The organism is Stappia sp. ICDLI1TA098 (assembly GCF_054880955.1).
This window is the reverse complement of sequence record NZ_JBTZBT010000001.1, coordinates 951075-973463: the sequence shown is the minus strand read 5'-3', so window position 1 is coordinate 973463 and position 22389 is coordinate 951075. Positions and strand designations below refer to the sequence as shown.

Genomic DNA, 22389 nt, shown 5'->3' with positions numbered 1-22389 from the left:
ACAAGACAAGGCAATGTCGGAAAAGAAAAGCAAGTTTGACCAGGACCTTATTCGCGAGCTCGCCCAGCTTCTGGACGAGACGAACCTGAGCGAGATCGAGCTCGAGCGGGATGACTTCCGCATCCGCGTCGCCCGTCAGGTGACGATCGAGGCTCCGGTCGGCGTCACCCGGGCGGCTCCCGCCGCAGCGGCTCCGGCTGCAACCGCCGCCCCCTCGGCGAGCACCGATCCCGCCGGCCATCCCGGCGCGGTCCCCTCTCCCATGGTCGGCACCGCCTATTGCGCGCCTGAACCCGGTGCACGCAATTTCGTCGAGGTCGGCGATACGGTCGCTGCCGGCGACACGCTGCTGATCGTCGAGGCGATGAAGACCATGAACCAGATCCCGGCTCCGCGCGCCGGCCGCATCGCGGCCATTCTCGTCGAGGACGGCCAGCCGGTCGAATATGGCGAGCCGCTCGTCATCATCGAGTGACGGGACCGCGAGCCATGTTTTCAAAGATCCTGATCGCCAATCGCGGAGAGATCGCCCTCAGGGTGATGCGCGCCTGCAAGGAGCTCGGCATCCACACGGTTGCCGTGCACTCCACCGCCGACGCCAACGCCATGCATGTGCGGCTCGCCGACGAGAGTGTCTGCATCGGCCCCCCGGCCGCGCGCGACAGCTATCTCAACATTCCGCAGCTTCTTGCCGCCTGCGAGATCACCGGCGCCGATGCCGTGCATCCCGGCTACGGCTTCCTGTCGGAAAACGCCCGCTTCGCCGAGATTCTCGAAGCGCACAACATCGTCTTCATCGGCCCCTCGGCGGAGCACATCCGCATCATGGGCGACAAGATCGCCGCCAAGCAGACGGCCAGGGACCTCGGCATTCCCGTCGTTCCCGGCTCCGACGGCGCGGTCACGCCGAGCGATGACGCCCATGCCATCGCCCGCGAGATCGGCTATCCGGTGCTCGTCAAGGCGGCGGCCGGCGGCGGCGGTCGCGGCATGAAGGTGGCGCTCACCGACAAGGATCTCGACACCGCGCTCTCCACCGCGCGCGCCGAGGCCAAGGCCGCCTTCGGCGATGACGCGCTCTACATGGAGAAATACCTCGGCAAGCCGCGCCACATCGAGGTGCAGGTGCTGGGCGACGGACGCGGCAACGCGGTGCATCTGGGCGAACGCGACTGCTCCCTGCAGCGCCGACACCAGAAGGTGCTCGAGGAAGCCCCTTCGCCGGCCCTCAACGCCGAGCAGCGCAAGGAAATCGGCGAGATCGTCGCCAACGCCATGCGCAAGCTCAAGTACCGCGGCGTCGGCACGGTCGAGTTCCTCTACGAGGACGGCAACTTCTACTTCATCGAGATGAACACCCGCCTGCAGGTGGAACATCCGGTGACGGAGATGATCACCGGCATCGATCTGGTGAACGAGCAGATCCGCATTGCCTCCGGCGCCGAGCTTATGCTGCGCCAGGAGGACATCACCTTCGAGGGCCATGCCATCGAATGCCGGATCAACGCCGAGAACCCGCGCACCTTCGCACCGTCCCCCGGCCAGATCACCTATTACCACCCGCCGGGCGGGCTGGGCGTGCGTGTCGATTCGGGCGTCTATCAGGGCTACCGGATCCCGCCGCACTACGACAGCCTGATCGGCAAGCTCATCGTCCACGGCCGCAACCGGGTCGAGTGCATGATGCGCCTGCGCCGCTGCCTCGACGAATTCGTCGTCGACGGCATCGATTCGACCATCCCGCTGTTCCGCGACCTGGTCGACAACCAGGACATCGCCAACGGGATGTACGACATTCACTGGCTCGAGAAGTATCTCTCCAGCGACACAGCCGACTGAGACCGGCAGGGCGCCCGCGCGGGCGCCCTGACCGCACCGGCGAGCCTCGAGGCCGGAAACCAAATGGCCGGAAAGAAGTCCGATTCCCTGCGGATCACGCCCCAGGTGCTGCTCAAGGCCTACGCCTGCGGCATCTTCCCCATGGCGGAGACCGCCGAAGACCCCAACCTCTTCTGGATCGAACCGGAGTTGCGCGGCATCCTGCCGCTCGACGGCTTTCATGTGCCGCGCAGGTTGAGACGCACCGTGCGTCAGGACGTCTTCGAGATCCGCGTCGACACGGATTTCGGCGCCGTCATCGACGGCTGCGCGGAGCCGGCAGGCGACCGGCCCAAGACCTGGATCAACTCCGAGATCCGCCGCCTCTACGGCGCTCTGTTCGAGATGGGCTTTTGCCACACGGTGGAGGCATGGCGCGACGGCGCGCTGGTCGGCGGTCTTTACGGCGTTTCACTCGGCGGCGCCTTCTTCGGCGAGAGCATGTTCGCGCGCGAGCGGGATGCCTCGAAGGTGGCGCTCGTGCATCTGGCCGCGCGCCTGACGGCGGGCAGCTACTCGCTGTTGGACACCCAGTTCGTTACCGAGCACCTGGCCCGCTTCGGCACCACGGAGGTGCCCAAGGCGCGCTACGACCGGATACTGGCGGAAGCGGTCGCCGGCTACTCGGACTTCTTCGCCCTTCCCGCCAGGATCTCCGGCGAGAAAGCGCTTGCCCTCGTCGCTGGCGGCGCGGCGCAAGGCTGACCGCGCCGCCAGTGCGCATCACTCGCGTTCCGGATCGTAGGCCAGCAGGCGCAGCGCGTTCAGCGTGACAAGCACCGTCGCCCCCGTATCGGCAAGGATCGCGATCCACAGGCCGGTGACGCCGAGGATCGAGGTCACCAGGAACACGCCCTTGAGCCCGAGCGCGATGGTCACATTCTGTCGGATGTTCGACATGGTGGCCCGCGACAGGCGGATCAGCGCGGGAATGTCGCTCACCCGGTCGCGCAGGATCGCCGCGTCCGCCGTCTCCAACGCCACATCCGTGCCCGATCCCATCGCGACCCCGAGCGTCGCCTGCTTGAGCGCGGGCGCGTCGTTGATACCGTCGCCAACCATCATGATCGGTCCTTCGGTGGCGAAATCGCGAATCGCGGCGAGCTTTTCCTCCGGCAGCATACGCGCCCGATGCTCCAGCCCCATCGCTCCGGCGATCGCCGCCGCCGTGCGCTCGTTGTCGCCGGTGAGCATGATGGCGGAGATCCCGAGCCTGTCGAGCTGGCGCATCGCTTCCGCCGCATCGGCGCGCGGCTCGTCCCGAAGCGCGATCAGACCGATCGCTCCGTCGGCCTCGCCGAAGACGACGACGACTGTCTTGCCCTCGGCTTCCATCCGCTGTGCGGTCTCTTGCGCACCGGGCTCCAGGGCCCCCTGCTCGCGCGCATGCGCGGGACTTGCGACATGCACCGCCTGCCCGTCGACAGTGGCGGCGACACCCCTGCCGGGAAGCGCCCGGGCCTGCCCGCCCCCGGCGACCGCAATGCCGGCGTCTGCGGCGCGCGTCACGATTGCCTTGGCCAGCGGATGGCTCGAGCCGCTTTCGACCGCCGCGGCGAGCGACAGAACCCGCCCCTCGTCATGGTCGCCAAGCGGCACGACGTCCGTGACGACGGGCCGGCCCTGCGTCAGCGTTCCGGTCTTGTCGAAGGCGACGCGCCGCGTCGAGGCCGCCGCCTCGACGACCGCGCCACCCTTCATCAGGTAGCCGCGCCGGGCACCGGTCGAAAGACCCGCAGCGATGGACGCGGGAACCGAGACAACGAGCGCGCAAGGGCAGCCGATCAGCAACAGCGCCAGCGCCCGGTAGATCCACACATCCCAGGATGCCGCAAAGGCGAGCGGCGGGACCAGCGCGACCAGAACCGCGATGCCGACGATGAAGGGCATGTAGATCCGGCTCAGCCGGTCAATGAAACGCTCCGTCGGCGCGCGGCTCTCCTCCGCCTCCTCGACCATGCGGATGATGCGGGCGATGGTGTTGTCGCTCGCCGGCTTGCCGACAGCGACGGTGAGCGCCGCCTCGGTATTGATCGACCCGGCGAAGACCTCGTCACCGGGGCCGCGCGTCTGCGGAATGCTCTCACCCGTTACCGGACTTTCGTCGACGCCGGAGGTGCCAGCGACGATCTCGCCGTCGGCGGGAACCCGGTCTCCCGGACGCACCAGAACGCGCTGGCCGACCTTGAGCGTGTCGGCCGCGACCTCGCGCGGCCGGTCGCCCTCCAGAAGAAGCGCGGTCTTCGGCAGCAGTTTCACCAGCGCGCGGATGCCGCTGCGCGCCTGGTCCGTCGCCACCCCCTCAAGCACCTCGCCAACGGCGAAGAGGAAGACGACAAGCGCCGCCTCCTGCGCCGCGTCGATAAGAAGCGCGCCAAGGGCCGCGATGGTCATCAGCATTTCGATGGTGAAGGGCATGCGTGCCAGCAGCAGCGCGAAAGCGCGGCGCGCGACCGGGAAGAGCCCGATCAGGCAGGCAATCACAAAGGCCCATTTGGAGACCGCCGCGGAGACGAACAGCTCGCTCGCCCAGGCAGAGGCGAGCAGCGCTCCGGTCAGGATCACAAGCCGCCCCTTGGCCGTCCGCCACCAGCCAAGGCCGCGTTCCGCGGGGTCGTCATGGGAATGGACATGGGAGGAACCGTGATCATGGCCATCGCCCGCATGGTCGTGGCCATGATCCGCATGATCGTGTGCGTGGCAGCCGCACCCTTGCGCCGTCTCATCCTCGGGCGCGCCCGGCATGCCCCCCGCAGCAACGGGCGCACGGCCACTGGCGCGATAGCCGATGGCGCGGATCGCCTTTTCGACCGCATCCGGAGCGGTGCGGCTCTCGTCAAGCGATACGCGCAGCCGCTCCTTGATCAGCGACACCTCGACGTCGCTGGCGCCGGAAAGGCGCTCGACGGCGCCCCGCGCCTTGGCCACGCAAGAGGCGCAGTCCATTCCTGATACGGACCATTCGTAGCGGGTCCGGTTCGTTTCACTCGCAGTCATCACAGTCCTTCCCCCCTGTTCAAGGCAGGGTCTTGATCGGAACCGGGACAAGACATAATTCCTCTAGTGACTAGAGCTGCAAGAGGGAAAACGACGCATGCTGACGATCGGCAAGCTTTCCAAGGAAACCGGCGTAAAAGTGCCGACGATCCGCTATTACGAGCAGATCGGCCTCCTGCCCGAACCGGAGCGCAGCAGCGGCAACCAGCGCCTCTACGGGCCGACTGCGCGCGAGCGGCTGAACTTCATCCGCCACGCCCGCGATCTCGGATTCTCGCCCGACGCTATCCGCGACCTCCTCAGCCTGACGGACGACCCGGAGCGCTCCTGCGCCGCCGCCGACGCCATCGCCCGCGAGCAGCTTGGCGAGGTCCGCGCCCGCATCGCGCGCCTCACGGCACTGCAGACGGAGCTGGAACGGATGGTGACCCAGTGCGAAGGAGGCAAGATCTGCGACTGCCGGGTGATCGAGGTGCTGGGCGACCACCGGCTCTGCCTGCACGACCGCCACGACGCGGCGCAGACGATGGAGGCGACGTAAGCCCTCACCGACGCTGCCCCGAGGCGCGCAGGGACCAGCCCGGCGGGTGGATCAGATGCCGGCGAGAACCGCGGCGATTTCGGCCGCCAGCTGACGGACTTCCTCCGCACCCTTGCCGCGCGGATCTGTCTCGAGCACCGTGCGCCCCTCTCCCATGGAGGCGGCGAAGCCGGTGCGGTTGCCGAGCCGTGCGGCGGCAATCGGATAGCCGTGCGATTCGATCTCCGAGATCACGTCGAGCGTCAGCGCCGCGCGCGGCGGCACGCGGTTGAGCACCAGAAGCGCATCCGTGCCCTCGCGCCGCGCGATTTCCACCGTCTGCGCCGTCGCCCAGAGGTCGATCTGGGTCGGCTGCACCGGAATGATGACCAGATCCGCCGCCTCGATGGCCGGGCGCACGTCGGAATCGGTCTTGGGCGGCGTGTCGATGATGACAAGGCCGTGGTCGCGCGACAGGCTGCGCGCCTCGCGCCGTGCGCCCCAGCCGCTGGAAGTCCGGAAGCTCAGGCCCGTGCCGGCCTCGCCGAACGCCTCCTCGCGCGCCTCGAACCAGGTGCCGAGCGACCCTTGCGGATCGACGTCGACAAGCGCCACCGGGTAGTCGCCCTTGCGGGCGAGCGCAACGGCGAGATGCACCGCGAGCGTGGTCTTGCCGGACCCGCCCTTCTGCTGCGAAACGGAGATAACGCGACCGTTCATTGTTTCCCCCTCATGCCGCATACTGTTGCACCGCAACAGGTGCTTTGCAATCGGCAAGCCTGCGGACGGGCGCGACCGTCGATCTCGTTTTGACGGGGCCGACGTTCCGCACTATCTCTTTGTTTTGCCGCCGTTTCGCGAGATGAGAGGCTGGGCGGCCGTTCCGGAACCCCGCCAAGGAGCCGCCCGCGTGATCCGATATGCCTTCACTCCCGCCGAAACGCCCAGCGTCGCCATCGCCGACAGCGACGAGCGCTTCCCCGTTCGCCGTGTCTTCTGCGTCGGGCGCAACTATGCCGCCCACGCCCGCGAAATGGGCAAGGATCCGGACCGCGAGCCGCCGTTCTTCTTCATGAAGCCGGCCGACGCCGTGTGCGACAGCGGCGGCACGATCCCCTATCCGCCGCTGACGGAGGACCTGCATTTCGAGATGGAGCTGGTCGTCGCCATCGGCACCGGCGGCAGCGACATCGCGCCTGAAAGCGCCAATGCGCACATCTGGGGCTATGGCGCGGGCATCGACTTCACCCGCCGCGACCTGCAACAGCAGGCCAAGGACATGGGCCGCCCCTGGGACTGGGGCAAGGGCTTCGACTTCTCCGCACCCTGCGCGCCCCTGGTCCCCGCTCAGCGCACCGGCCACCCGACCTCGGGGCGCATCACGCTCGCCGTCAACGGCGAGACCCGCCAGGATGGCGACCTTGCCGAGCAGATCTGGCCGGTTGCCGACATCATCGCCATCTGTAGCCGCTCGGTGACGCTGAAGCCGGGCGATCTGATCTTCACCGGTACGCCGGCGGGTGTCGGAGCCGTGCGTCCCGGAGATCGGCTCGAGGGCAGCATCGAGGGCGTTGCCGCCATTTCCATCACGGTCGGCCCGCGCACATGAGCACGCGCGCCGGCGCGTCTGTCGTCCTGCGCTCCCTTACCTTCCTGACGTTCGTGCTGCTGACGCTGGCGGTCTTTGCCCCCCTGGCCGTGCTGCTCGTTCTGCCGCGCCGGGTCTGCCTTGCAATCGCGACGCGGGTGGTGCGGTTCTGGCTGTGGCTGCTGAAGCATGTCGTCGGCCTGCGCTACGAGGTGCGCGGCCGCGAGCATCTCGCCGCCGCCGGCCCCTGCCTGATCGCCTCCAAGCACCAGTCGGCCTTCGAGACGATCGCGCTGCAGATCATCCTCGACGATCCGGCGATCGTGCTGAAGCGCGAGCTGACCTGGATCCCGGTCGCCGGCTGGACGATGGCACGCCTGCATCACATCGCCATCGACCGCAAGGCGGGCGCGTCCGCCCTGATGGCACTGGTGCGCGACGCCAAGGCTCGGCTGGCGGACGGCCGGTCCGTGGTGATCTTCCCGGAAGGCACGCGCACGGCACCGCTCGCCGCCCCTGCCTACAAGCCCGGCATCGTCGCGCTTTACCGGGCCCTGCGCACGCCCTGCATACCGGTCGCGCTGAACTCCGGCGTGTTCTGGCCGCGCCGCAGCCTGTGGCGTTTTCCCGGAACCATCATCATCGAGTTCCTGCCCCCAATCCCTGCGGGACTTCGGGCGGACGCGTTCCGCGAAGCGCTTGAGGGGGCAATCGAGACCCGCAGCACGGAGCTGGCGCGCGCCGCGCTCGCCCGCGCCTGAAGTCGCTCGGCCAGCAAGACCGCAGACCAAAGACCTCAGGCCGCGCGAACCCGCGCCAGCCGAAGACGCACGAAGTCGCGGGCGATGGAATGCATGTCGAGCGAATAGGTCATCAGATAGAAAATGAAAGCCGAGATCGTGACGATCTCCTGCAACGTGTAGACGTAGTAGATCGAGTACTCCGAAACCGGCAGGTCGAATTTCTTGATCGCGAAAAGGAAGAAATAGCCAAGGGCGATGACGACAACCGCCTTGGACACGCGTACCCGCAAGGCGCTCGCCGATCTGGAAACGGCAAGCAGCGGCCAGTCACCGCCGGTGTCGGCCCGCGTCAGCCGCGCGCACAGCACACCGTTCATCCCGATTGCCAGGATCTGTCCGATGAAGAACAGGTAGCTGCCGATCATGTGGAGGTCGTGGTTGTTGTAAAACGTGTACTGCGTACACATCACCATGCCGCTGCTGCCGACAACCTGGCAGGCAAGCATGATGTTGACGAAGGTGTTGTTGCGGCGGCGCAGGTCGGCATCCTCGGCATGGACATGGGCGATCGCCAGGCGAAAGCCGTTGGCCAGCGCGATCAAGGCCAGGCCGATAACGATACTCACGGCCAGGATTGTCGCCGCGAAGGGCGCGCCGATGAAGGGGTCCGAGATTGCCCGGCTTATTGTCGGTGCGCTATGCTGGACGTAATCGGGGTGGCGCTGGTAGAACGCCCAGCGGGCCCACACCATCATCGCAATCGCGGAACCGGGAACGATGACAAGGGGGAGGCTCAACGCAAGCCCGGCCAGCCTTTCCATTCGGGAAGCACCACGATCAGTCATGACTGGCCTCTTGCCTCGCCGTGAGGGGCGGCGTCGGGATCCTCGTGGAAATCGCTGAACCTGCCATTATCCTGTCCCAACTGCCGTTCAGGACCGTGCCTCGATGAGGCAATCCTGCATTCCGGCGTGGATAGCGGAGTACAGGGCCTCCTGACAAGTACCGATGGGCTCGGGTTCGGCGACGTCTGCCGCGCATTTTGGCGCAGGCCGCCGCGGCTGCGGTGCAAATAGGCTCTGGCTCAACCGCCAACAAGAAATTATGACTGCCTGTCACGGCTTGGATGCAGAGGATAACAAGGCACGATGGAAAAGATGCTCGAAGGAATTGATCCGGCAACGCTCGGGAAGTTGCTGGATCTCGTGGCAAAGGAAGGCATGGTCGAGCGCGACAAGCTGACCCCAGACGCGACATTCGAGGAACTCGGCATCCAGTCAGCCGACATGGTTGTGATTCTGATGGCGATCGAGGAAGAGTTCGGCGTCTACATTCCCGTCGACGGCGACCTTGCCGAAGCGCAAACGGTCGGAGACTTTCTCAAGGTCCTTGCGGTGCGCATGAAGGAAGACGCCGCGTGACCACTGGAAGCCGACGGATCGTCGTGACCGGCATGGGCGCAATCACCGCAGCCGGTCGCGGCGTCGACGCGCTTTGGTCCGCCGCGCGCGACGGGCGCAGCGGCGTTTCGGAATTCCGGCTCGAGCGCTATCCCAGGCAGCGCATCACCCGGGCCGCTCACATCCCCGACTTCGACCCCACGGGCGATCTCAGCCCGCAGGAGATCAAGACCTCCGACCGCTTCGCCCAGCTCGCCCTGATCGCGGCAAGCGAGGCGCTCGCGCAGGCCGGCCTCGACCCCGAGGCGCCGCTGGGATCGCGCTGTGGCGCCATCATCGGCTCGGGCATTGGCGGGTCCTGGACCACCGACGACGGGTTCCACGGCTTCTATGTCGCCAACACGCGCCCCGACCTCATGGCCATCGCCAAGGTCATGCCGAATGCGGCCGCGTCACAGATCAGCATGCGCTACGGCGTGCGCGGTCCGTCGCTGGCGATCTCCAGCGCCTGCGCTTCCGGCACACAGGCGGTCGGCTACGGCATGCACATGATCCGTTCCGGCCTGATCGATGCCGCCCTGGTCGGCGGCAGCGAGGCGCTGCTCACGCCCGGCATCTTCCGGGCCTGGGAGGTGCTGCGCGTGATGGCGCCCGAAGCCTGCCGTCCGTTCTCCGACAAGCGCAACGGCATGGTGCTTGGCGAGGGTGCGGCAGTGCTGATGATCGAGGAACTCGAGCACGCGCTTGCGCGGGGGGCGACGCCACTCGTCGAGCTCGCCGGCTTCGGCACGTCCAGCGACGCCAGCGACATCCTGCGCCCCACCGTCGAGGGGCCGACGGCCTCCATGACGAACGCGCTCGCCGACGCCGGCCTCGACCCCGCGGAGATCGGCTACGTCAACGCCCATGGCACCGGCACGGTCCTCAACGACATCTCCGAGACCGAAGCGCTGCGCCGCGTGTTCGGCGACCGCATCGGCGAGCTGCCCGTGTCCTCCACCAAGCCGATCCATGGCCACGCACTCGGCGCCGCCGGCGCCATCGAACTTGTGGTGACGGTGCGCGCGATCCTCGAAAAGATCGCACCGCCGACGATCAACTGGCTCGGGCCCGACCCCAAATGCCTGCTCGACCCCGTTCCCAACACGGCGCGCGCGCACCCCATCGAGGCAGCGCTCAGCAACTCCTTCGCCTTCGGCGGCATCAACGCCACCGTCGCAGCCCGCGCGCTGCGCTAGGAGACGGCGATGTTTGCGCCGGACCTGGACTGGACAACGCTCGGCGAGATCGAACTGTCGACTGCCGCCCACGCCGTTGATGCCTTCGCCGATGCCCTCGCCGGCGACGGCGAACCGGCCCCTTCGGTGGTGCCGGCAACATTCGCCGCCGTCGTCCTGGCGCGGCCGGAGATCATGGGCGCCCTGCAGGGGCTTGCCGAGGAAAATAGCGCGGTGCTCGTCCATCAGGCTCAGCAGTTCCGCTTCCTGCGCCCGCTCGAGATCGATGCGACCTACCGCGTCCGCCTCGACTGGCACCGGGAGCCGCAGCGCCCGGACCGGCTGATCGTGCGCGCTCGGGTCCGCGACGGCGCGGACACGCTCTGCCAGGAATTCCGAACGGATATCGTGCTGTTCGCCCGGCCGCCCGCCCGCACGGAGAACGGCTCATGAGCCCCGCCGCCATCCCCGCCCTTGGAACGACCTTCGACGCAACGCCGCTCGCTGTCATCGACGCGGCCCAGGTTCACGCCTATGCGCAGGCCTCCGGCGACCGCAATCAGATTCACCTCGACGACACGGCGGCGCGGCGCGCCGGGCTTCCCGGAGCGATCGTTCACGGCATGCTGATGATGGGTCGGCTCGAGGCAGCGATCGCGGCGTGGCTGCCCGGCCACCGGATCATCTCGCTCCAGACGCGATTCGTGCGCCCGCTGGCCGTTGGTGGTGCGATGAGCGTCAGCGGGCGGATTGCGAAGCGCGACGGCGACGCGGCGATCCTGCGTCTGGTGATGCGGGACGGCGACGGGCAGAACCTGTGCATCGGCGAGGCCGAGATCACACCCGGCGCCTGAGACAGCGCGGAGAATGTCCGCGACGCAAGGGCTGGAAAAGCAGACCTCACGCCGTTGCGGACACCGTGTCGCCGGAGACCCCACGCGCACCCTCGACCCAGTCGAAAAGTACATCGGCATCGGCGGGAACCTCTTCGGCGAGATCGCCGCAGAAGTCGAGAAAGCGGTCGCGATTGAGCCCGTTGACGCCGACGACGACGGGAATGCCCTCGGCAAGCGCCGTGCCTATGGCCTCGCGAAAGCCACGCCCCTCCGCCTCCTGCTTGCCGAACTTGTTGACGATGAGAACATCGGCGCCTGAGGCAAGGCGGGCGGTAACGTGGCCGACGGCGGCCTCCAACCCCACCGGATCGAGGCGGCAACCGCTCGATTGGGGCCCCAGCGACTGGGAAATGCGCAACATCGGACCATCGGGAAGCACCCGCACGTCCATGTCGCAGGGCACGTCGTCGCCGATCTCGGTGTTGATCTGGACGACACCGCAGGTCCTGCGACCGGCAGCCATCAGCCGCTCCGCGAGCCGCGCCAGAACCTGATCCATGTCACCGCGCCCCGGCGACATCGTGTAGGCAATCCGCATGTGCTGCTCCCTGGCCTTTCGGCAATCGTCCGTTCTTCGGGCAAAAACAGGTCGGCCCGGCCCGACGGCGCAGTGTCGCACCGAACGGCCGGGCCGCAAAGCCTTCGCGAAGACTGCGTGTCAGCCGACCGCGGCGGTGATGATGATCTCGACCTTGTACTCCGGACCGGCAAGACGCGCCTCGCCCGTGGCGCGGGCCGGCGTGTTGGCCGGATCGACCCAGGCGTCCCATTCCGCATTCATCTCGGCGAAATCGTCCATCGACGAAAGCCAGATGATCGCCTGAAGCACGCGCGACTTGTCAGAGCCGGCCTCGGCCAGCAGACGGTCGACGTTGGCCAGGATGGCGCGGGTCTGTGTGGCGACGTCGGAGCCGGGGCTGCCGATCTGGCCGGCAAGGTAGACCGTGTTGCCGTGCACGACCGCCTGGCTCATCCGGGGGCCGACTTCGATACGCTTGATGTCGCTCATGATACTCGTTTTCCTGTTGCAAGGCTCGCACGCGCCGGAGACAGCGCCGCGACCACATCGGGTGGCAAGTCCGGTTCATGACCGAGACAGAGCGCCGTGGCAAGCCGTGCGAGCGCAGGCGCCGCCTGGATGCCGTATCCGCCCTGCCCGGCGAGCCAGAAGAAACCGTCGGCGCCGGGCGCGAAGCCGGCCACCGGATTGCGGTCGGCGACGAAGCTGCGCAGACCTGCCCAGCTGTGCTCGACCCGGGTGACGGGAATCGTCACCGCCTGCTCAAACCGGTAGAGCCCCTCCGCGACGACCATGTCGTCTGGCCACGCATCCTGCGGCTCGACCTCGTCCTCATCCGCCGGCGAGACCATGAGCTTGCCGGCTTCGGGCTTCAGGTACCAGCGCTCCGACGCGCTGACGACAAGCGGCCAGCCCCGCAGGTCATAGCCCTCGGGCGCAGGCAGAAGAGCGGCCGAGCGGCGCAGCGGGCGAAGCCCCACCTGCGCGACGCCGGCCAGAGCGGCAACCCGGTCGGCCCAGGCGCCGGCTGCGTTGATGATGGTCGGTGCCTGGAACCGGCCCGCCGGCGTCTCCGCCTCCCAGATGCCGTCCCTGCGCGCAATTCCGGTAACCCCGGCACCCGTCACGATCTCGCCGCCGCGCGCCTTCAACAGGCGCTGCAGTCCCTGGAACATGCGGTCGACGTCGATGTCCTGTGCGTCTGGTTCATAGACCGCCTCGACGATGCGCTCGCGCCGCAGGATGGGAACCCGCGCCACCGCCTCGTCCGGCGAGATGCGCTCGAGCCCCGAACTGCCGTCCAGATAGCGGGCAAGCGCCTCGCGCTCGTCCTCGTCGGCGATCATGAGTTCACCGCGCTCGGTCAGAAGGCTCTCGCTGGCAACGTCCACGGGCTCTGAAAAGAAACCGGCCGAGGCCGCATTGAGCGCGCGCAGAACGTTGCTGCCGTAGTTGCGGATGAAAATCGCCGCCGAGCGGCCGGTCGAATGGTGGCCCGGAACCGGCTCCATCTCGAGTACAATCACCCGCGCCTCGCGCGCCAGAAGCGCGGCGGCGCTGATCCCGGCCATCCCGCCGCCGATGACGAGAATGTCGCAGGTCCTGACAGTCATGGGCAGATCCACCCTTTCACTCGATGTCCGCGTGTCGAATCCGGATGCCCCGCACGGGCCCGGTTCCTGCCCTTCGTGCCTGATCGCCTGGGGGATTCCAAGGGACTTCGACACCCCCACGCAGCCGCGCCCCGCCGACGCTGCGTCACCTGAACCGCGCTCAAGAGGGCGTGAGTTGAATTCAGCATGACATCCGTTCAACCGGCGCGCGCCGGCTTTCGAAGCGCATCTTCTGGCGATAACCTCGAGCCATGTCCGACGCGCCCGCTTCCCCAATGCCTCGCATCACCGTTCCGCTCAACGCCCTGAGGGCGTTCGAGGCGGCCGCCCGCAACCTGTCGATCAAGAACGCGGCCGGAGAACTTGGTGTGACGCCCTCCGCCGTGTCGCATCAACTGCGCCTGCTCGAGGACACGCTGGGCGTGGACCTGATGCGGCGGACCGGCTCGCGGCTGGAGCTGACGGAGACCGGACGCAAGCTTTACCCGCGCCTTTCGTCCGGCTTTCGCGAAATCGCCAGCGCCGTGAGCGAGACGACGGACGAGCGCAAGACCGGCGCACTGCGGCTTTCCATGTTGCCGACCTTCGCCATTCACTGGCTGTCGCCGCGGCTTTCGAACTACCCGTTCGAAAAGGCCGGGTTCGAGCTTCTGATTTCCACCAGCCAGACCGCCGTCGACCTGTCCGCCGGCGCCGCCGATGCCGGCATCCGCCACGGCCACGGCGACTGGCCGGGCCTTGCGGCGGACCTTTTGTTTGAGGAAACGGTTGCGCTCTTCGCCGCCCCCGGCCTTGTCGGCAAGGACGGGCCGCGTGCACTTGTCGCCAAATCCAACCTGTTTCTGTCGCAGTACCGCGCCCGCAACTGGTCCGACTGGAACGAAAGCCTGCCCGGCGGCCCGTTGAGGCCGGCGGCGACCACGCGGGTCGATTCGGCCGGCCTCGGACTGCGCGCAGCGACCGATGGCGCCGGCATCACGCTGGCCGGCCGCGAGATCGCGCAGTCGGACGTGGCGGCGGGACGGCTGGTGCAGCTCTTCGACCACAGCATTCCGGCCAGCGGCGGCTACTGGCTGGTCTACCCGCACGCGCTCGAACGCGACCGACGGGTGAAGAACCTGCGCGACTGGATGCTGAAGGAAGCCGCCAGACCGGCCAGCACCAACGCTGGCCAGCCTGCCTACTCGTCGAGCCAGTAGTCGACGGCATCGCGCGCGCGAAAGCTCGTCGCAACACGGCGCGCCGCCTTGTCGCCTCCCGGCGCGGCCCCGGCAAAGACCGTGACCTTGCCGCTGTCGGGGTATTCCATCACCTCGGGCTCGTTCATGGTGCTGACGGCGAGATAACGCAGCGGTCCCTCCGCCCCCGCAATCAGTTGATGCGCGGTTTCCGCTCCCCCCGATGGACAGACAACCACATCTCCCGCCTCGACCGGCCATTCGTCGGCCCCGAAGCGCACACGCCCGGCGCCGGCGAGGATCACGAACATCTCGTCATTGGCGTGGTGGCTGTGGAAGGGCCAGGCGCGCTTGCCCGCCGGCACCTCGACAAGCCGGGCACCAAGATGACGCGCGCCCTTGGGCGCGGCGACCGCCGCCGTCGCGCAAACGAAACGACCGCCATTGCCGGTCTCGGCAAGCGCCAGTTCCCCGAGCCGCACCACCGGGCTCGCTCCTTGTTCATTCCTCATGGCCTGCCTGTCCCTTCTCCGTTCGCCACCTGTGTCGGCCATTCAGCCCCGTAGAGCGCTTCCCCGCGCACCTGCCTGCCATCCGAGAAGCTCATGATTTCGACTGCCCGCCGACAGGACCCGTTCGCCAACGCCTCGTAGTGCACGACGAGTGTCTGGCGCGCCACGTCCGCATGCGCCTCAAGCAGCACGAAGCGCAACCCGCTGGCGCGCCCCAGCGCGCTCGCCCAATAGTCCCGCAGAGCATCAGCCCCGCGAATTTCGGCGCACCCCGTCATTTTCTCGGCAAGAGGGCTGACAAACACCCCATCCGCCGCCCAGGATGCCAGCACCGCGTCGATGTTTCTCGCATTCCACGCCGAGATCCAGAGATCGGCATGACGCCGCAAATCCGCTTCCGCGAGCATTTCAATCGGTCCCTTCACGATGTCGCTGTTCTCTAGATCGCCGATGGCGGCAGCGCCCGCGACCGAGGAAATCTCATGACGACATGAAGCGCGACGCCGGTCCCATGGACCTGAAGACCTTGCGCGGAAGCCATGCTATGGGTCCCGAGCCTGCCACAGCTGGAATTTCGTCGTCCATGCCAGATCGCTCCTCCCCGCTTTCCGCCCGTCTCGCCGGCCTTGTCGAGTTGCATGGCCCGGGAGGGCGCCTGGACGAGGCGCGGGCGCGCGGCGTCCTCACCAGAACCATCTACGAGATGTTCGAGCCCCTGCGGCCGGCGCTGATTTCGGGCGGCAGCGGTCACCCCCTCGCCGTCGCGGGCGAGGCGATGCGGTCCTGGTGCGAGCAGGCGGTGGGGCTTGGTGTCCTGGCGCGCCGCGGGCGGGGCTACCGCGCGGCGGACAATGGCGCGCGCACCTATCTCGCCGGCGGCTGGCTGGAAGAGCTGATGGCACTGGCGCTGCTTGATGCGGAGTGTCAGGAGGTGCGCTTTTCCCAGCAGATACGCTGGCGCGCGCCGGGCGGCGAGAGCGACCACTACAACGAGGTCGACGCGCTCGCCCTCTACGGCGGGCAACTCGTCATCGTCTCCTGCAAGGCGACCGCGACCGATCTCCTGGACCGCTCGCACGGCGAGGAGCGGATGTTCCAGGCGATGTTGGAGCTTTCCTACTGGAACACCCATTTCGGCAACCGGGCGGCAACCCCGATCTTCGTCACCACCACCGATTTCTATGACGAGGAAGCGGGAGAATTCCGCAGCCCCAAGCTGATGGAGCGCGCCCGCATTCTCGGTCTCAACGTCCTGACAGCGGATTTTTCCACCGCCGCGCACCTGACGCGGCGGCTGCGCGACGTGCTGCGCGCCGCCGCCTAGGGCGTTCAATCTGGCCTCCGGGCTCGGGCCCCGAGCGGCGACAACGAGGTATCAGTGCGCCTCGAGCCGCCGGCCGCTGGCCTCGTCGAAATAGTGAAGATCCGCGGTATTATAACCGAGGTGGATCTTCTCGTTCGGCGAGAGCCGCACGGACGGATCGAGGCGGGCGGTCAGCTCGTGTCCGCCGAACCGGCAGATTGCCATCGTATCGGACCCCAGCGGCTCGAACACTTCCACCACGGGTGCGATTGCGCCCGCCTCCGGCTGGGTCCAGGCGAGGTGCTCGGGGCGGATCCCAACGTCAAGCCTTGCCCCATCGGCCGCCGCGACCTCGCCCAGCCGCAACGCGGCGTCGCCGACGCGAAGGCACGGCGTCACGCCGGACCGGTCGACCACCCCGGAAAAGACGTTCATCTGCGGCGACCCGATGAACTCGCCGACGAAGCGGCAGTTCGGCTTCTTGTAAAGCTCGATCGGGTGCCCCTCCTGAACGATATGGCCGCCGCGCAGAACGACCACCCGGTCGGCCAGTGTCATCGCCTCCGTCTGATCGTGGGTGACGTAGACCGTCGTGGTGCCGAGCATGGCGTGCAGCCGCTTGATCTGGGTCCGCATCTCGACCCGCAGCTTTGCGTCGAGATTGGACAGCGGCTCGTCGAACAGAAACACGGACGGGTGACGCACGATGGCACGCCCCATGGCAACGCGCTGGCGCTGGCCGCCGGAGAGCTGGCCGGGCTTGCGCTGGAGATAGTCCTCGATCTGCAGGATGCGCGCCGCCTCGCGCACCTGGGGCGCGATCTCGGCCGCCTTCTGCCCGCGCATCTTCAGCCCGAAGCCGATGTTCTCCGCCACCGTCATATGCGGATAGAGCGCGTAATCCTGGAACACCATCGCCACGTCGCGGCCGCGCGGCTCGACCTCGTTCACCACCTTGTCGCCGATCCTGAGCGTCCCGCCGGAAATCTCCTCCAGACCGGCGATCATGCGCAGCATGGTCGACTTTCCGCAGCCCGACGGGCCGACGAAGGCGACGAACTCTCCGTCGCGGATGTGCAGGCTCACGCCGTGGATCGCCCGTACCGAACCGTAATCCTTGACGATTCCGTCGAGCCGGATCTCCGCCATGGTGTCCTCCCTTGACCGCCCCTCGAAGATGGAGGCTTGCATTATCGATAATTGCAATGTTATCGATATCGATAATACAGCGCAACCCCGTCGAAGGGGATCGCGCCCGGAATGCCGCGACGGAGAACCAGCCGCCGCGGAATCCGGAAACGGGAGGATCGGAGGCCCCATGGCCGTGGAGAGTTTCACCAGCCCGTCCGTGACGGACCTCGTGCCGCGCCAGTCGAGCCGCCGCAGCCATGCCGTCTTCGTCGCGCTCCAGAAGGAGATCGTGCTCGGCGGGCTGCAGCCCGAACAGGCGCTCACCGAGATGGAACTCGCCCAGCGCTTCGGTTGCAGCCAGAGCACCGTGCGCGAGGCGCTGATGCAGCTTTCCGAGGAAGGTCTCGTCAAGCGCCTGCCCCACCGCGGAACGCTGGTTGCCCCCTGCCGCTCCGACGATGCCCGCGCCCTCATCGCGATCCGCCGCGAGGTCGAATGCGGCTATCTCGAGCGGGTTGTCGCCCATGTCGACGACACACTGCTCGGCGCGCTGCACGACGAGCTCAACGCCATGCGCAATGCCGCCCGCGACGGCGACGAATATCTGCTCTCCGTGCATGACCGCGCGTTCCACACGACGCTCTTTGCCGCCGCCGACCTGCCGCTGGTGGTGCCGATCCTGACGCGCTGCCTGATCCACAACCACCGCTACAAGATTCTCAACTCCCAGCCCAACCGGGCGCTCGAGGAGACTGCCGAGCGCCATGTGCCGGTGATCGACGCCCTGCGCACCCGGGACCTAGGCAGGCTGCGCGCCGTGCTTGGCCATCACATCTCGACCATCGTCGACTTCGGCCCCGACCTGACCGACGGGCCCGACGCAGCGGAAGGACAATGCGCATGACCGCTCCGAGCAAGACCATGCGTGCCGTGCTCGAGCGGCTCGCCGCCGAAGACCGGGGGCTTGGCGACCCGACATTGCTTTCCGCCCAGGCCGGCCGCGCGCTTGCCAATCTCGCGAACCTGCGATGGAACGAGGATCTGCCGCCGGTCGCGCAAAGCCGCACGCTGATGCACGCCGGCCTTCCCGCCCGCCTCGTGGTGCCGGAAAACGACGCCGGCACCGATACGATCCTGCACATCCACGGTGGTGGCTGGGCCTTCTGTTCCGCCGCGACCCATGAAGGCGCGGCCCGCCGGCTGGCGAACGCAACCGGCGCGCAGGTTCTCACCATCGAATACGGGCTCGCGCCCGAGCACCCCTACCCCCGCGGCCTCGACGACATCATGGCCGCGTGGCGCGTGCGCGACCGCGCGCGGCGCTGGTCGGTGGCCGGCGACAGCGCCGGCGCCAATCTGGCACTGGCGGCGATGCTGCGGCTTCACGCGGAAGGCGGCGAACTGCCCGCGCAGGCGCTTCTGTTCTATGGCGTCTACGGCGCGGATTTCACCACGCCCTCCTATGTGGAACTCGCCGACGGCCCGGGGCTCACCCGCGCGAAGATGCAGCGCTACTGGGACTGGTACGCGCCCGCAGCGTTTCGCGACCGCCCGACGGTCGCCCCGCTTGCCGCCGACGACGCGGCGCTTGCCGCGCTGCCACCGCTCTATCTCAACGCCGCCGCGCTCGATCCGCTGCGCTCGGACACGGAGATGCTTGCAGAGCGTCTGCGCGCGCTCGGTCGCGACGATCCCTTCGACCTGATCGGAGGCGTCGTCCACGGCTTCATGCAGATGGGGTCCGCCCTGCCGGAGGCGCGCGACGCCTTCGTGCGGGCCGGCACTGTTTTCAAGAAACGGGCCGCCTGAGGAGAGGCCCGCACAACAGGGAGGAACGACAGCATGAAATTTATGAGGACGCTGACCCTTGCAGCCAGCGCGCTGGCGCTGACCGCGAGCCTGGCCCAGGCCGACAGCACCGTGCGCTTCTGGTACCATTTCGACAATGCCGACAACCCGATGGACCAGCTTGTCGCCGAGTTCGAGAAGGCCAACCCCGGCATCAAGGTCGAGGCGGAAAACATCCCCTGGAACAGCTACTACGACAATCTCTACACCGCGATTGTCGGCGGCAGCGCGCCGGACGCGGCCATGGTCAAGATGTTCGCCCAGCCGCGCCTGGTGGAAATGGGCGCACTTGAGCCGATCGGCGAGCGCATCGACGCCTGGGAGGGCAAGGCAGGTCTCGAGGACAACCTCCTCAACCTGACGCGCGCCGCCGACGGCAAGACCTACTATCTGCCGGTCCAATACGTGGTGCTCTATCTCTACTACCGTCAGGACATGCTCAAGGAACTGGGCCTTGAGGTGCCGAAGACCTGCGACGCGTTCCGCGATGTCGCCAAGGCGCTCACCCGCGACACGAATGGCGACGGCAAGACCGACGTCTACGGCTTCGGATTCCGTGGCGGCAAGGGCGGCCACGACCATTGGGCAAGCCTCACGCTCAGCCGCGAGGGCGTCAGCCTGGAGAACGGCCTGACATCGCAAGCCGGCGTCGCCGGCACCCAGTATGTGGTCGACCTGTTCCGCAAGGACGGGGTCTTCCCGCCCTCCGCCCCCAACGACGGCTTCCAGGAAATCCTCGGCGCCTTCAAGGCCGGCAAGACGGCAATGACGATCCATCACATCGGTTCGGCCAACGGCATCGCCGAAGTGCTCGGAGACAAGGTTTCCGCCGCACCCGTGCCGGAATGCGGCGGCGGACGCTGGACGTCCTTCGGCGATGAGAGCACCGCCGTGCTCGCCTCCGCCGAGGACAAGGACGCGGCCTGGAAGTGGATCTCCTTCCTGTCCTCGCCCGGCAACAACGCCCGCTTCAACGAGGCGACGGGGCAGCTTCCGGTGGTGAAGTCCGACGCGGAGAGCTGGTCGCTGCACCCCAAGCGCTTCGTCAAGGCGACAGTGGAGTCGCTGCCCTTTGCCCACCTGCTGCCGAATGTCTCGCAGACCGCCGACTTCGTGAACACCGTCTGGCCGGTGAACATGCAGCGCGCGCTGACCGGCGAGATCACGGCCGCCGAGATGAACCAGGCAATCGCCGATCTCTACGCCAGGTGATCGCATGCCTTGCGGACGGGGCGCGCCCGCGCGTCCCGTCCCCTCCCCCCTTTTTCCGAACGGCCCCGAGATGACCGATACCACCGCCCCTGACGCCGACGCGCCCGGACGGCCGCTGGCCCGCCGTGTGCTCCCCTATGCCATGCTCTCGCCGGCGGTGCTGGTGACGCTCGCTATCGTCTTCTTTCCGATGCTGCAGACGGCGTGGATGAGCCTGCACGAATATGTTTTGTTTCGACCGAAGAACTTCGACTTCATCGGTCTGGACAACTTCCGCAAGGCGCTCGGCGACGAAGTGTTCTGGATCTCGCTGCGCCACACGGCGCTGTGGATCGGGATCACCATTCCCGCCCAGGTCCTGCTCGGGCTGGCAACCGCGCTGCTCCTCAATCAGGACTTCCCGTGGCGTCCTGTGGCGCGCGCGCTGATCATCATTCCCTGGGCGCTGCCCTCCGTCGTCATCGCTCTGATGTGGGTGTGGATCTACGACAGCAACTACGGGCTTATGAACGACTTCCTGCTGCGCCTCGGGTTGATCGAGCAGGCCATGCCCTGGCTTGCCGATCCGGACACGGCGCTTGGCGCCGTCATCCTGACGCTGACCTGGCAGGGCTTTCCGTTCTTCGCGGTGATGATCCTTGCCGGCCTGCAGTCGATCCCCAGGAGCTACTACGAGGCCGCCTCCATCGACGGAGCCAGCACCTGGCGCCAGTTCTGGCACATCACCCTGCCGGGCATCTCCGGCGTGCTGGTGACGGCGGTTCTGCTGCGCATGATCTGGGTCGCCAACTCCTTCGACGTGATCTTCGTCATGACCGGCGGCGGTCCGGGCTACAGCACCTACACGCTGCCGCTCTACGCATTCCTGAAGTCGCGCACCAACCTCGATTTCGGCTACGGCTCGGCGCTCGCCGTGCTCTTCACCCTGCTCCTCATGGTGGTGGTGCTGGTCTATCTGCGCCGCACCGGAAAGGCGGTCAGCCGATGAGCCTGCACAGACGCCCTCTCTGGCGGCGGATCCTCGTCGTCGACCTGCCGATGCTGGCGATCCTCGCCTTCACTCTCGGCCCCTACCTGTGGATGTTCCTGACCTCGGTCACGGCGGAGTCCAAGCTCTTCACGCAAGGGCCCTCGATCATCGGCGCCACGGTCGAGAACTACACGAGGCTGTTTCGCACAGTCGGCTTCGGCCGCAACCTGCTCGACAGCCTGATCGTCGCCAGCGGCACCGTCGTCGTCGGCCTGTCGCTGTCGATCACCGCCGCCTATTCGTTCTCGCGCTTCGAGTTCAAGGCCAAGCGCATCCTGATGCTGCAGTTCCTGCTCATCAACATGTTCCCGCTGGTGCTCCTGATCCTGCCGCTGTTCGTGCTGATGCGCGTGCTCGGCCTGCTCGACACCCATGCCGCCCTCATCATCGCCAACTCGACCATCGCCATCCCCTTCTCGATCTGGATGATGGTCAGCTACATGAACGGCATCCCGCGCTCGCTCGACGAGGCGGCCATGACCGACGGCTGCTCCCGTCTCGGCGCGCTGCGCCGGGTGGTGCTGCCGCTCTGCCTGCCCGGCATCATCGCGACAGGCATCTACATCTTCATCACCTCCTGGAACGAGTACCTCTACGCCCTGACGCTCGGCGGCCGGAACGTCCGCACGATCACCGTCGCGGTGCAGACGCTCATCGGCGAATACGAGGTCCAGTGGGGCCTGCTGACCGCCGGCGGCATCGTCGGCGCCATGCCCGCGACCGTGCTCTTCCTGCTTGTCCAGAAACGCCTGATCTCCGGCCTCACCCAGGGCGCGGTGAAGGGCTGACTTTCGAAAGGACCC

At 67.3% G+C, this 22389-nt stretch carries 26 protein-coding genes; 17 read left to right on the top strand and 9 right to left on the bottom strand.

Going from position 1 to position 22389, the window contains the following annotated elements; genetic code table 11:
- The first annotated feature begins 13 nt into the window (after positions 1 to 13).
- The 3 genes from accB to aat all read left to right on the top strand — a co-directional run bounded on the left by accB (position 14) and on the right by aat (position 2583).
- Complete coding sequence (gene accB / locus ACSLUQ_RS04470) at positions 14 to 475, top strand: acetyl-CoA carboxylase biotin carboxyl carrier protein (RefSeq protein ID WP_417774451.1); 462 nt, start codon at positions 14 to 16, stop codon at positions 473 to 475.
- 14 nt (positions 476 to 489) lie between these two features.
- Positions 490 to 1839, top strand: coding sequence for an acetyl-CoA carboxylase biotin carboxylase subunit (accC, locus tag ACSLUQ_RS04465; protein WP_417774450.1), 1350 nt, complete (start codon positions 490 to 492; stop codon positions 1837 to 1839).
- A gap of 63 nt (positions 1840 to 1902) precedes the next feature.
- Positions 1903 to 2583, top strand: coding sequence for a leucyl/phenylalanyl-tRNA--protein transferase (gene aat, locus ACSLUQ_RS04460; protein ID WP_461807802.1), 681 nt, complete (start codon positions 1903 to 1905; stop codon positions 2581 to 2583).
- Positions 2584 to 2601: 18 nt separating this feature from the next.
- On the opposite strand, the gene ACSLUQ_RS04455 is transcribed toward aat, so the two are convergent.
- Positions 2602 to 4875 (bottom strand): heavy metal translocating P-type ATPase, encoded by a 2274-nt coding sequence (locus ACSLUQ_RS04455; protein WP_461807801.1) that lies wholly within the window; start codon positions 4873 to 4875, stop codon positions 2602 to 2604.
- 97 nt (positions 4876 to 4972) lie between these two features.
- On the opposite strand from ACSLUQ_RS04455, the gene ACSLUQ_RS04450 reads away from it, so the two are divergent.
- Positions 4973 to 5416, top strand: a complete 444-nt coding sequence (locus tag ACSLUQ_RS04450) for a MerR family transcriptional regulator (protein ID WP_417774447.1) — start codon at positions 4973 to 4975, stop codon at positions 5414 to 5416.
- A 51-nt stretch (positions 5417 to 5467) separates the two neighbouring features.
- Here ACSLUQ_RS04450 and parA read toward each other — a convergent pair whose 3' ends face one another.
- Positions 5468 to 6115 carry a ParA family partition ATPase gene (gene parA / locus ACSLUQ_RS04445; RefSeq protein ID WP_461807800.1) on the bottom strand — a complete coding sequence of 216 codons (648 nt, stop codon included), beginning with the start codon at positions 6113 to 6115 and terminating at the stop codon, positions 5468 to 5470.
- 190 nt (positions 6116 to 6305) lie between these two features.
- Between parA and ACSLUQ_RS04440 the strand changes: the two genes are divergently transcribed.
- Positions 6306 to 7004, top strand: a complete 699-nt coding sequence (locus tag ACSLUQ_RS04440; protein ID WP_417774445.1) for a fumarylacetoacetate hydrolase family protein — start codon at positions 6306 to 6308, stop codon at positions 7002 to 7004.
- Entirely contained in the window at positions 7001 to 7744 is a 744-nt protein-coding gene (locus tag ACSLUQ_RS04435; protein ID WP_417774444.1) for a lysophospholipid acyltransferase family protein, read from the top strand. Before ACSLUQ_RS04440 ends, ACSLUQ_RS04435 begins: the two co-directional genes overlap by 4 nt.
- A gap of 35 nt (positions 7745 to 7779) precedes the next feature.
- Here ACSLUQ_RS04435 and ACSLUQ_RS04430 read toward each other — a convergent pair whose 3' ends face one another.
- Entirely contained in the window at positions 7780 to 8571 is a 792-nt protein-coding gene (locus ACSLUQ_RS04430) for a Frag1/DRAM/Sfk1 family protein (protein ID WP_417774443.1), read from the bottom strand.
- Between the two features lie 303 nt (positions 8572 to 8874).
- Here ACSLUQ_RS04430 and ACSLUQ_RS04425 point away from each other — a divergent pair, with 303 nt between their 5' ends.
- The 4 genes from ACSLUQ_RS04425 to ACSLUQ_RS04410 are packed head-to-tail and all read left to right on the top strand — an operon-like array spanning position 8875 to position 11197.
- On the top strand, positions 8875 to 9147 hold the full coding sequence (locus ACSLUQ_RS04425; RefSeq protein WP_417774442.1) for a phosphopantetheine-binding protein: 273 nt from the start codon (positions 8875 to 8877) through the stop codon (positions 9145 to 9147).
- Positions 9144 to 10364 (top strand): beta-ketoacyl-[acyl-carrier-protein] synthase family protein, encoded by a 1221-nt coding sequence (locus tag ACSLUQ_RS04420; RefSeq protein ID WP_461807799.1) that lies wholly within the window; start codon positions 9144 to 9146, stop codon positions 10362 to 10364. Before ACSLUQ_RS04425 ends, ACSLUQ_RS04420 begins: the two co-directional genes overlap by 4 nt.
- A 9-nt stretch (positions 10365 to 10373) precedes the next feature.
- A complete protein-coding gene (locus tag ACSLUQ_RS04415; RefSeq protein ID WP_461807798.1) occupies positions 10374 to 10796 on the top strand; it encodes a hypothetical protein in 423 nt (140 codons plus the stop codon).
- Complete coding sequence (locus ACSLUQ_RS04410) at positions 10793 to 11197, top strand: MaoC family dehydratase (protein ID WP_461807797.1); 405 nt, start codon at positions 10793 to 10795, stop codon at positions 11195 to 11197. The genes ACSLUQ_RS04415 and ACSLUQ_RS04410 overlap by 4 nt, the downstream gene beginning before the upstream one ends.
- A 46-nt stretch (positions 11198 to 11243) precedes the next feature.
- Here the strand turns inward: ACSLUQ_RS04410 and ACSLUQ_RS04405 are convergent, their stop codons facing one another.
- The 3 genes from ACSLUQ_RS04405 to ACSLUQ_RS04395 form a co-directional block, all read right to left on the bottom strand.
- Entirely contained in the window at positions 11244 to 11777 is a 534-nt protein-coding gene (locus ACSLUQ_RS04405) for a DUF2478 domain-containing protein (RefSeq protein ID WP_417774438.1), read from the bottom strand.
- 120 nt (positions 11778 to 11897) lie between these two features.
- A complete protein-coding gene (locus ACSLUQ_RS04400) occupies positions 11898 to 12248 on the bottom strand; it encodes a RidA family protein (RefSeq protein WP_417774437.1) in 351 nt (116 codons plus the stop codon).
- The gene (locus tag ACSLUQ_RS04395) at positions 12245 to 13372 is read right to left on the bottom strand and encodes an NAD(P)/FAD-dependent oxidoreductase (protein ID WP_461807796.1); all 1128 of its coding nucleotides are present in this window, start codon (positions 13370 to 13372) and stop codon (positions 12245 to 12247) included. Before ACSLUQ_RS04395 ends, ACSLUQ_RS04400 begins: the two co-directional genes overlap by 4 nt.
- A 251-nt stretch (positions 13373 to 13623) precedes the next feature.
- On the opposite strand from ACSLUQ_RS04395, the gene ACSLUQ_RS04390 reads away from it, so the two are divergent.
- A complete protein-coding gene (locus ACSLUQ_RS04390) occupies positions 13624 to 14571 on the top strand; it encodes a LysR substrate-binding domain-containing protein (RefSeq protein WP_417774435.1) in 948 nt (315 codons plus the stop codon).
- Here the strand turns inward: ACSLUQ_RS04390 and ACSLUQ_RS04385 are convergent.
- Both ACSLUQ_RS04385 and ACSLUQ_RS04380 read right to left on the bottom strand, forming a co-directional pair.
- Positions 14553 to 15062 carry a cupin domain-containing protein gene (locus tag ACSLUQ_RS04385; protein ID WP_461807795.1) on the bottom strand — a complete coding sequence of 170 codons (510 nt, stop codon included), beginning with the start codon at positions 15060 to 15062 and terminating at the stop codon, positions 14553 to 14555. The two genes, ACSLUQ_RS04390 and ACSLUQ_RS04385, sit on opposite strands and share 19 nt — an antisense overlap.
- On the bottom strand, positions 15059 to 15469 hold the full coding sequence (locus ACSLUQ_RS04380) for a nuclear transport factor 2 family protein (protein ID WP_461807794.1): 411 nt from the start codon (positions 15467 to 15469) through the stop codon (positions 15059 to 15061). Before ACSLUQ_RS04380 ends, ACSLUQ_RS04385 begins: the two co-directional genes overlap by 4 nt.
- Before the next feature lie 176 nt (positions 15470 to 15645).
- On the opposite strand from ACSLUQ_RS04380, the gene ACSLUQ_RS04375 reads away from it, so the two are divergent.
- Positions 15646 to 16386 (top strand): hypothetical protein, encoded by a 741-nt coding sequence (locus tag ACSLUQ_RS04375; RefSeq protein ID WP_461807793.1) that lies wholly within the window; start codon positions 15646 to 15648, stop codon positions 16384 to 16386.
- 51 nt (positions 16387 to 16437) lie between these two features.
- Here the strand turns inward: ACSLUQ_RS04375 and ACSLUQ_RS04370 are convergent, their stop codons facing one another.
- Positions 16438 to 17514: an ABC transporter ATP-binding protein gene (locus ACSLUQ_RS04370; RefSeq protein WP_461807792.1), complete on the bottom strand. Its 1077-nt coding sequence runs from the start codon at positions 17512 to 17514 to the stop codon at positions 16438 to 16440.
- A gap of 169 nt (positions 17515 to 17683) precedes the next feature.
- On the opposite strand from ACSLUQ_RS04370, the gene ACSLUQ_RS04365 reads away from it, so the two are divergent.
- The 5 genes from ACSLUQ_RS04365 to ACSLUQ_RS04345 all read left to right on the top strand — a co-directional run bounded on the left by ACSLUQ_RS04365 (position 17684) and on the right by ACSLUQ_RS04345 (position 22374).
- Entirely contained in the window at positions 17684 to 18400 is a 717-nt protein-coding gene (locus ACSLUQ_RS04365; protein ID WP_417774430.1) for a GntR family transcriptional regulator, read from the top strand.
- Entirely contained in the window at positions 18397 to 19305 is a 909-nt protein-coding gene (locus tag ACSLUQ_RS04360; protein ID WP_417774429.1) for an alpha/beta hydrolase, read from the top strand. Before ACSLUQ_RS04365 ends, ACSLUQ_RS04360 begins: the two co-directional genes overlap by 4 nt.
- A 33-nt stretch (positions 19306 to 19338) precedes the next feature.
- On the top strand, positions 19339 to 20556 hold the full coding sequence (locus tag ACSLUQ_RS04355; RefSeq protein WP_461807791.1) for an ABC transporter substrate-binding protein: 1218 nt from the start codon (positions 19339 to 19341) through the stop codon (positions 20554 to 20556).
- A gap of 70 nt (positions 20557 to 20626) precedes the next feature.
- Complete coding sequence (locus ACSLUQ_RS04350) at positions 20627 to 21544, top strand: carbohydrate ABC transporter permease (RefSeq protein WP_417774427.1); 918 nt, start codon at positions 20627 to 20629, stop codon at positions 21542 to 21544.
- Positions 21541 to 22374 carry a carbohydrate ABC transporter permease gene (locus ACSLUQ_RS04345; protein ID WP_417774426.1) on the top strand — a complete coding sequence of 278 codons (834 nt, stop codon included), beginning with the start codon at positions 21541 to 21543 and terminating at the stop codon, positions 22372 to 22374. Before ACSLUQ_RS04350 ends, ACSLUQ_RS04345 begins: the two co-directional genes overlap by 4 nt.
- Positions 22375 to 22389 lie beyond the last annotated feature (15 nt).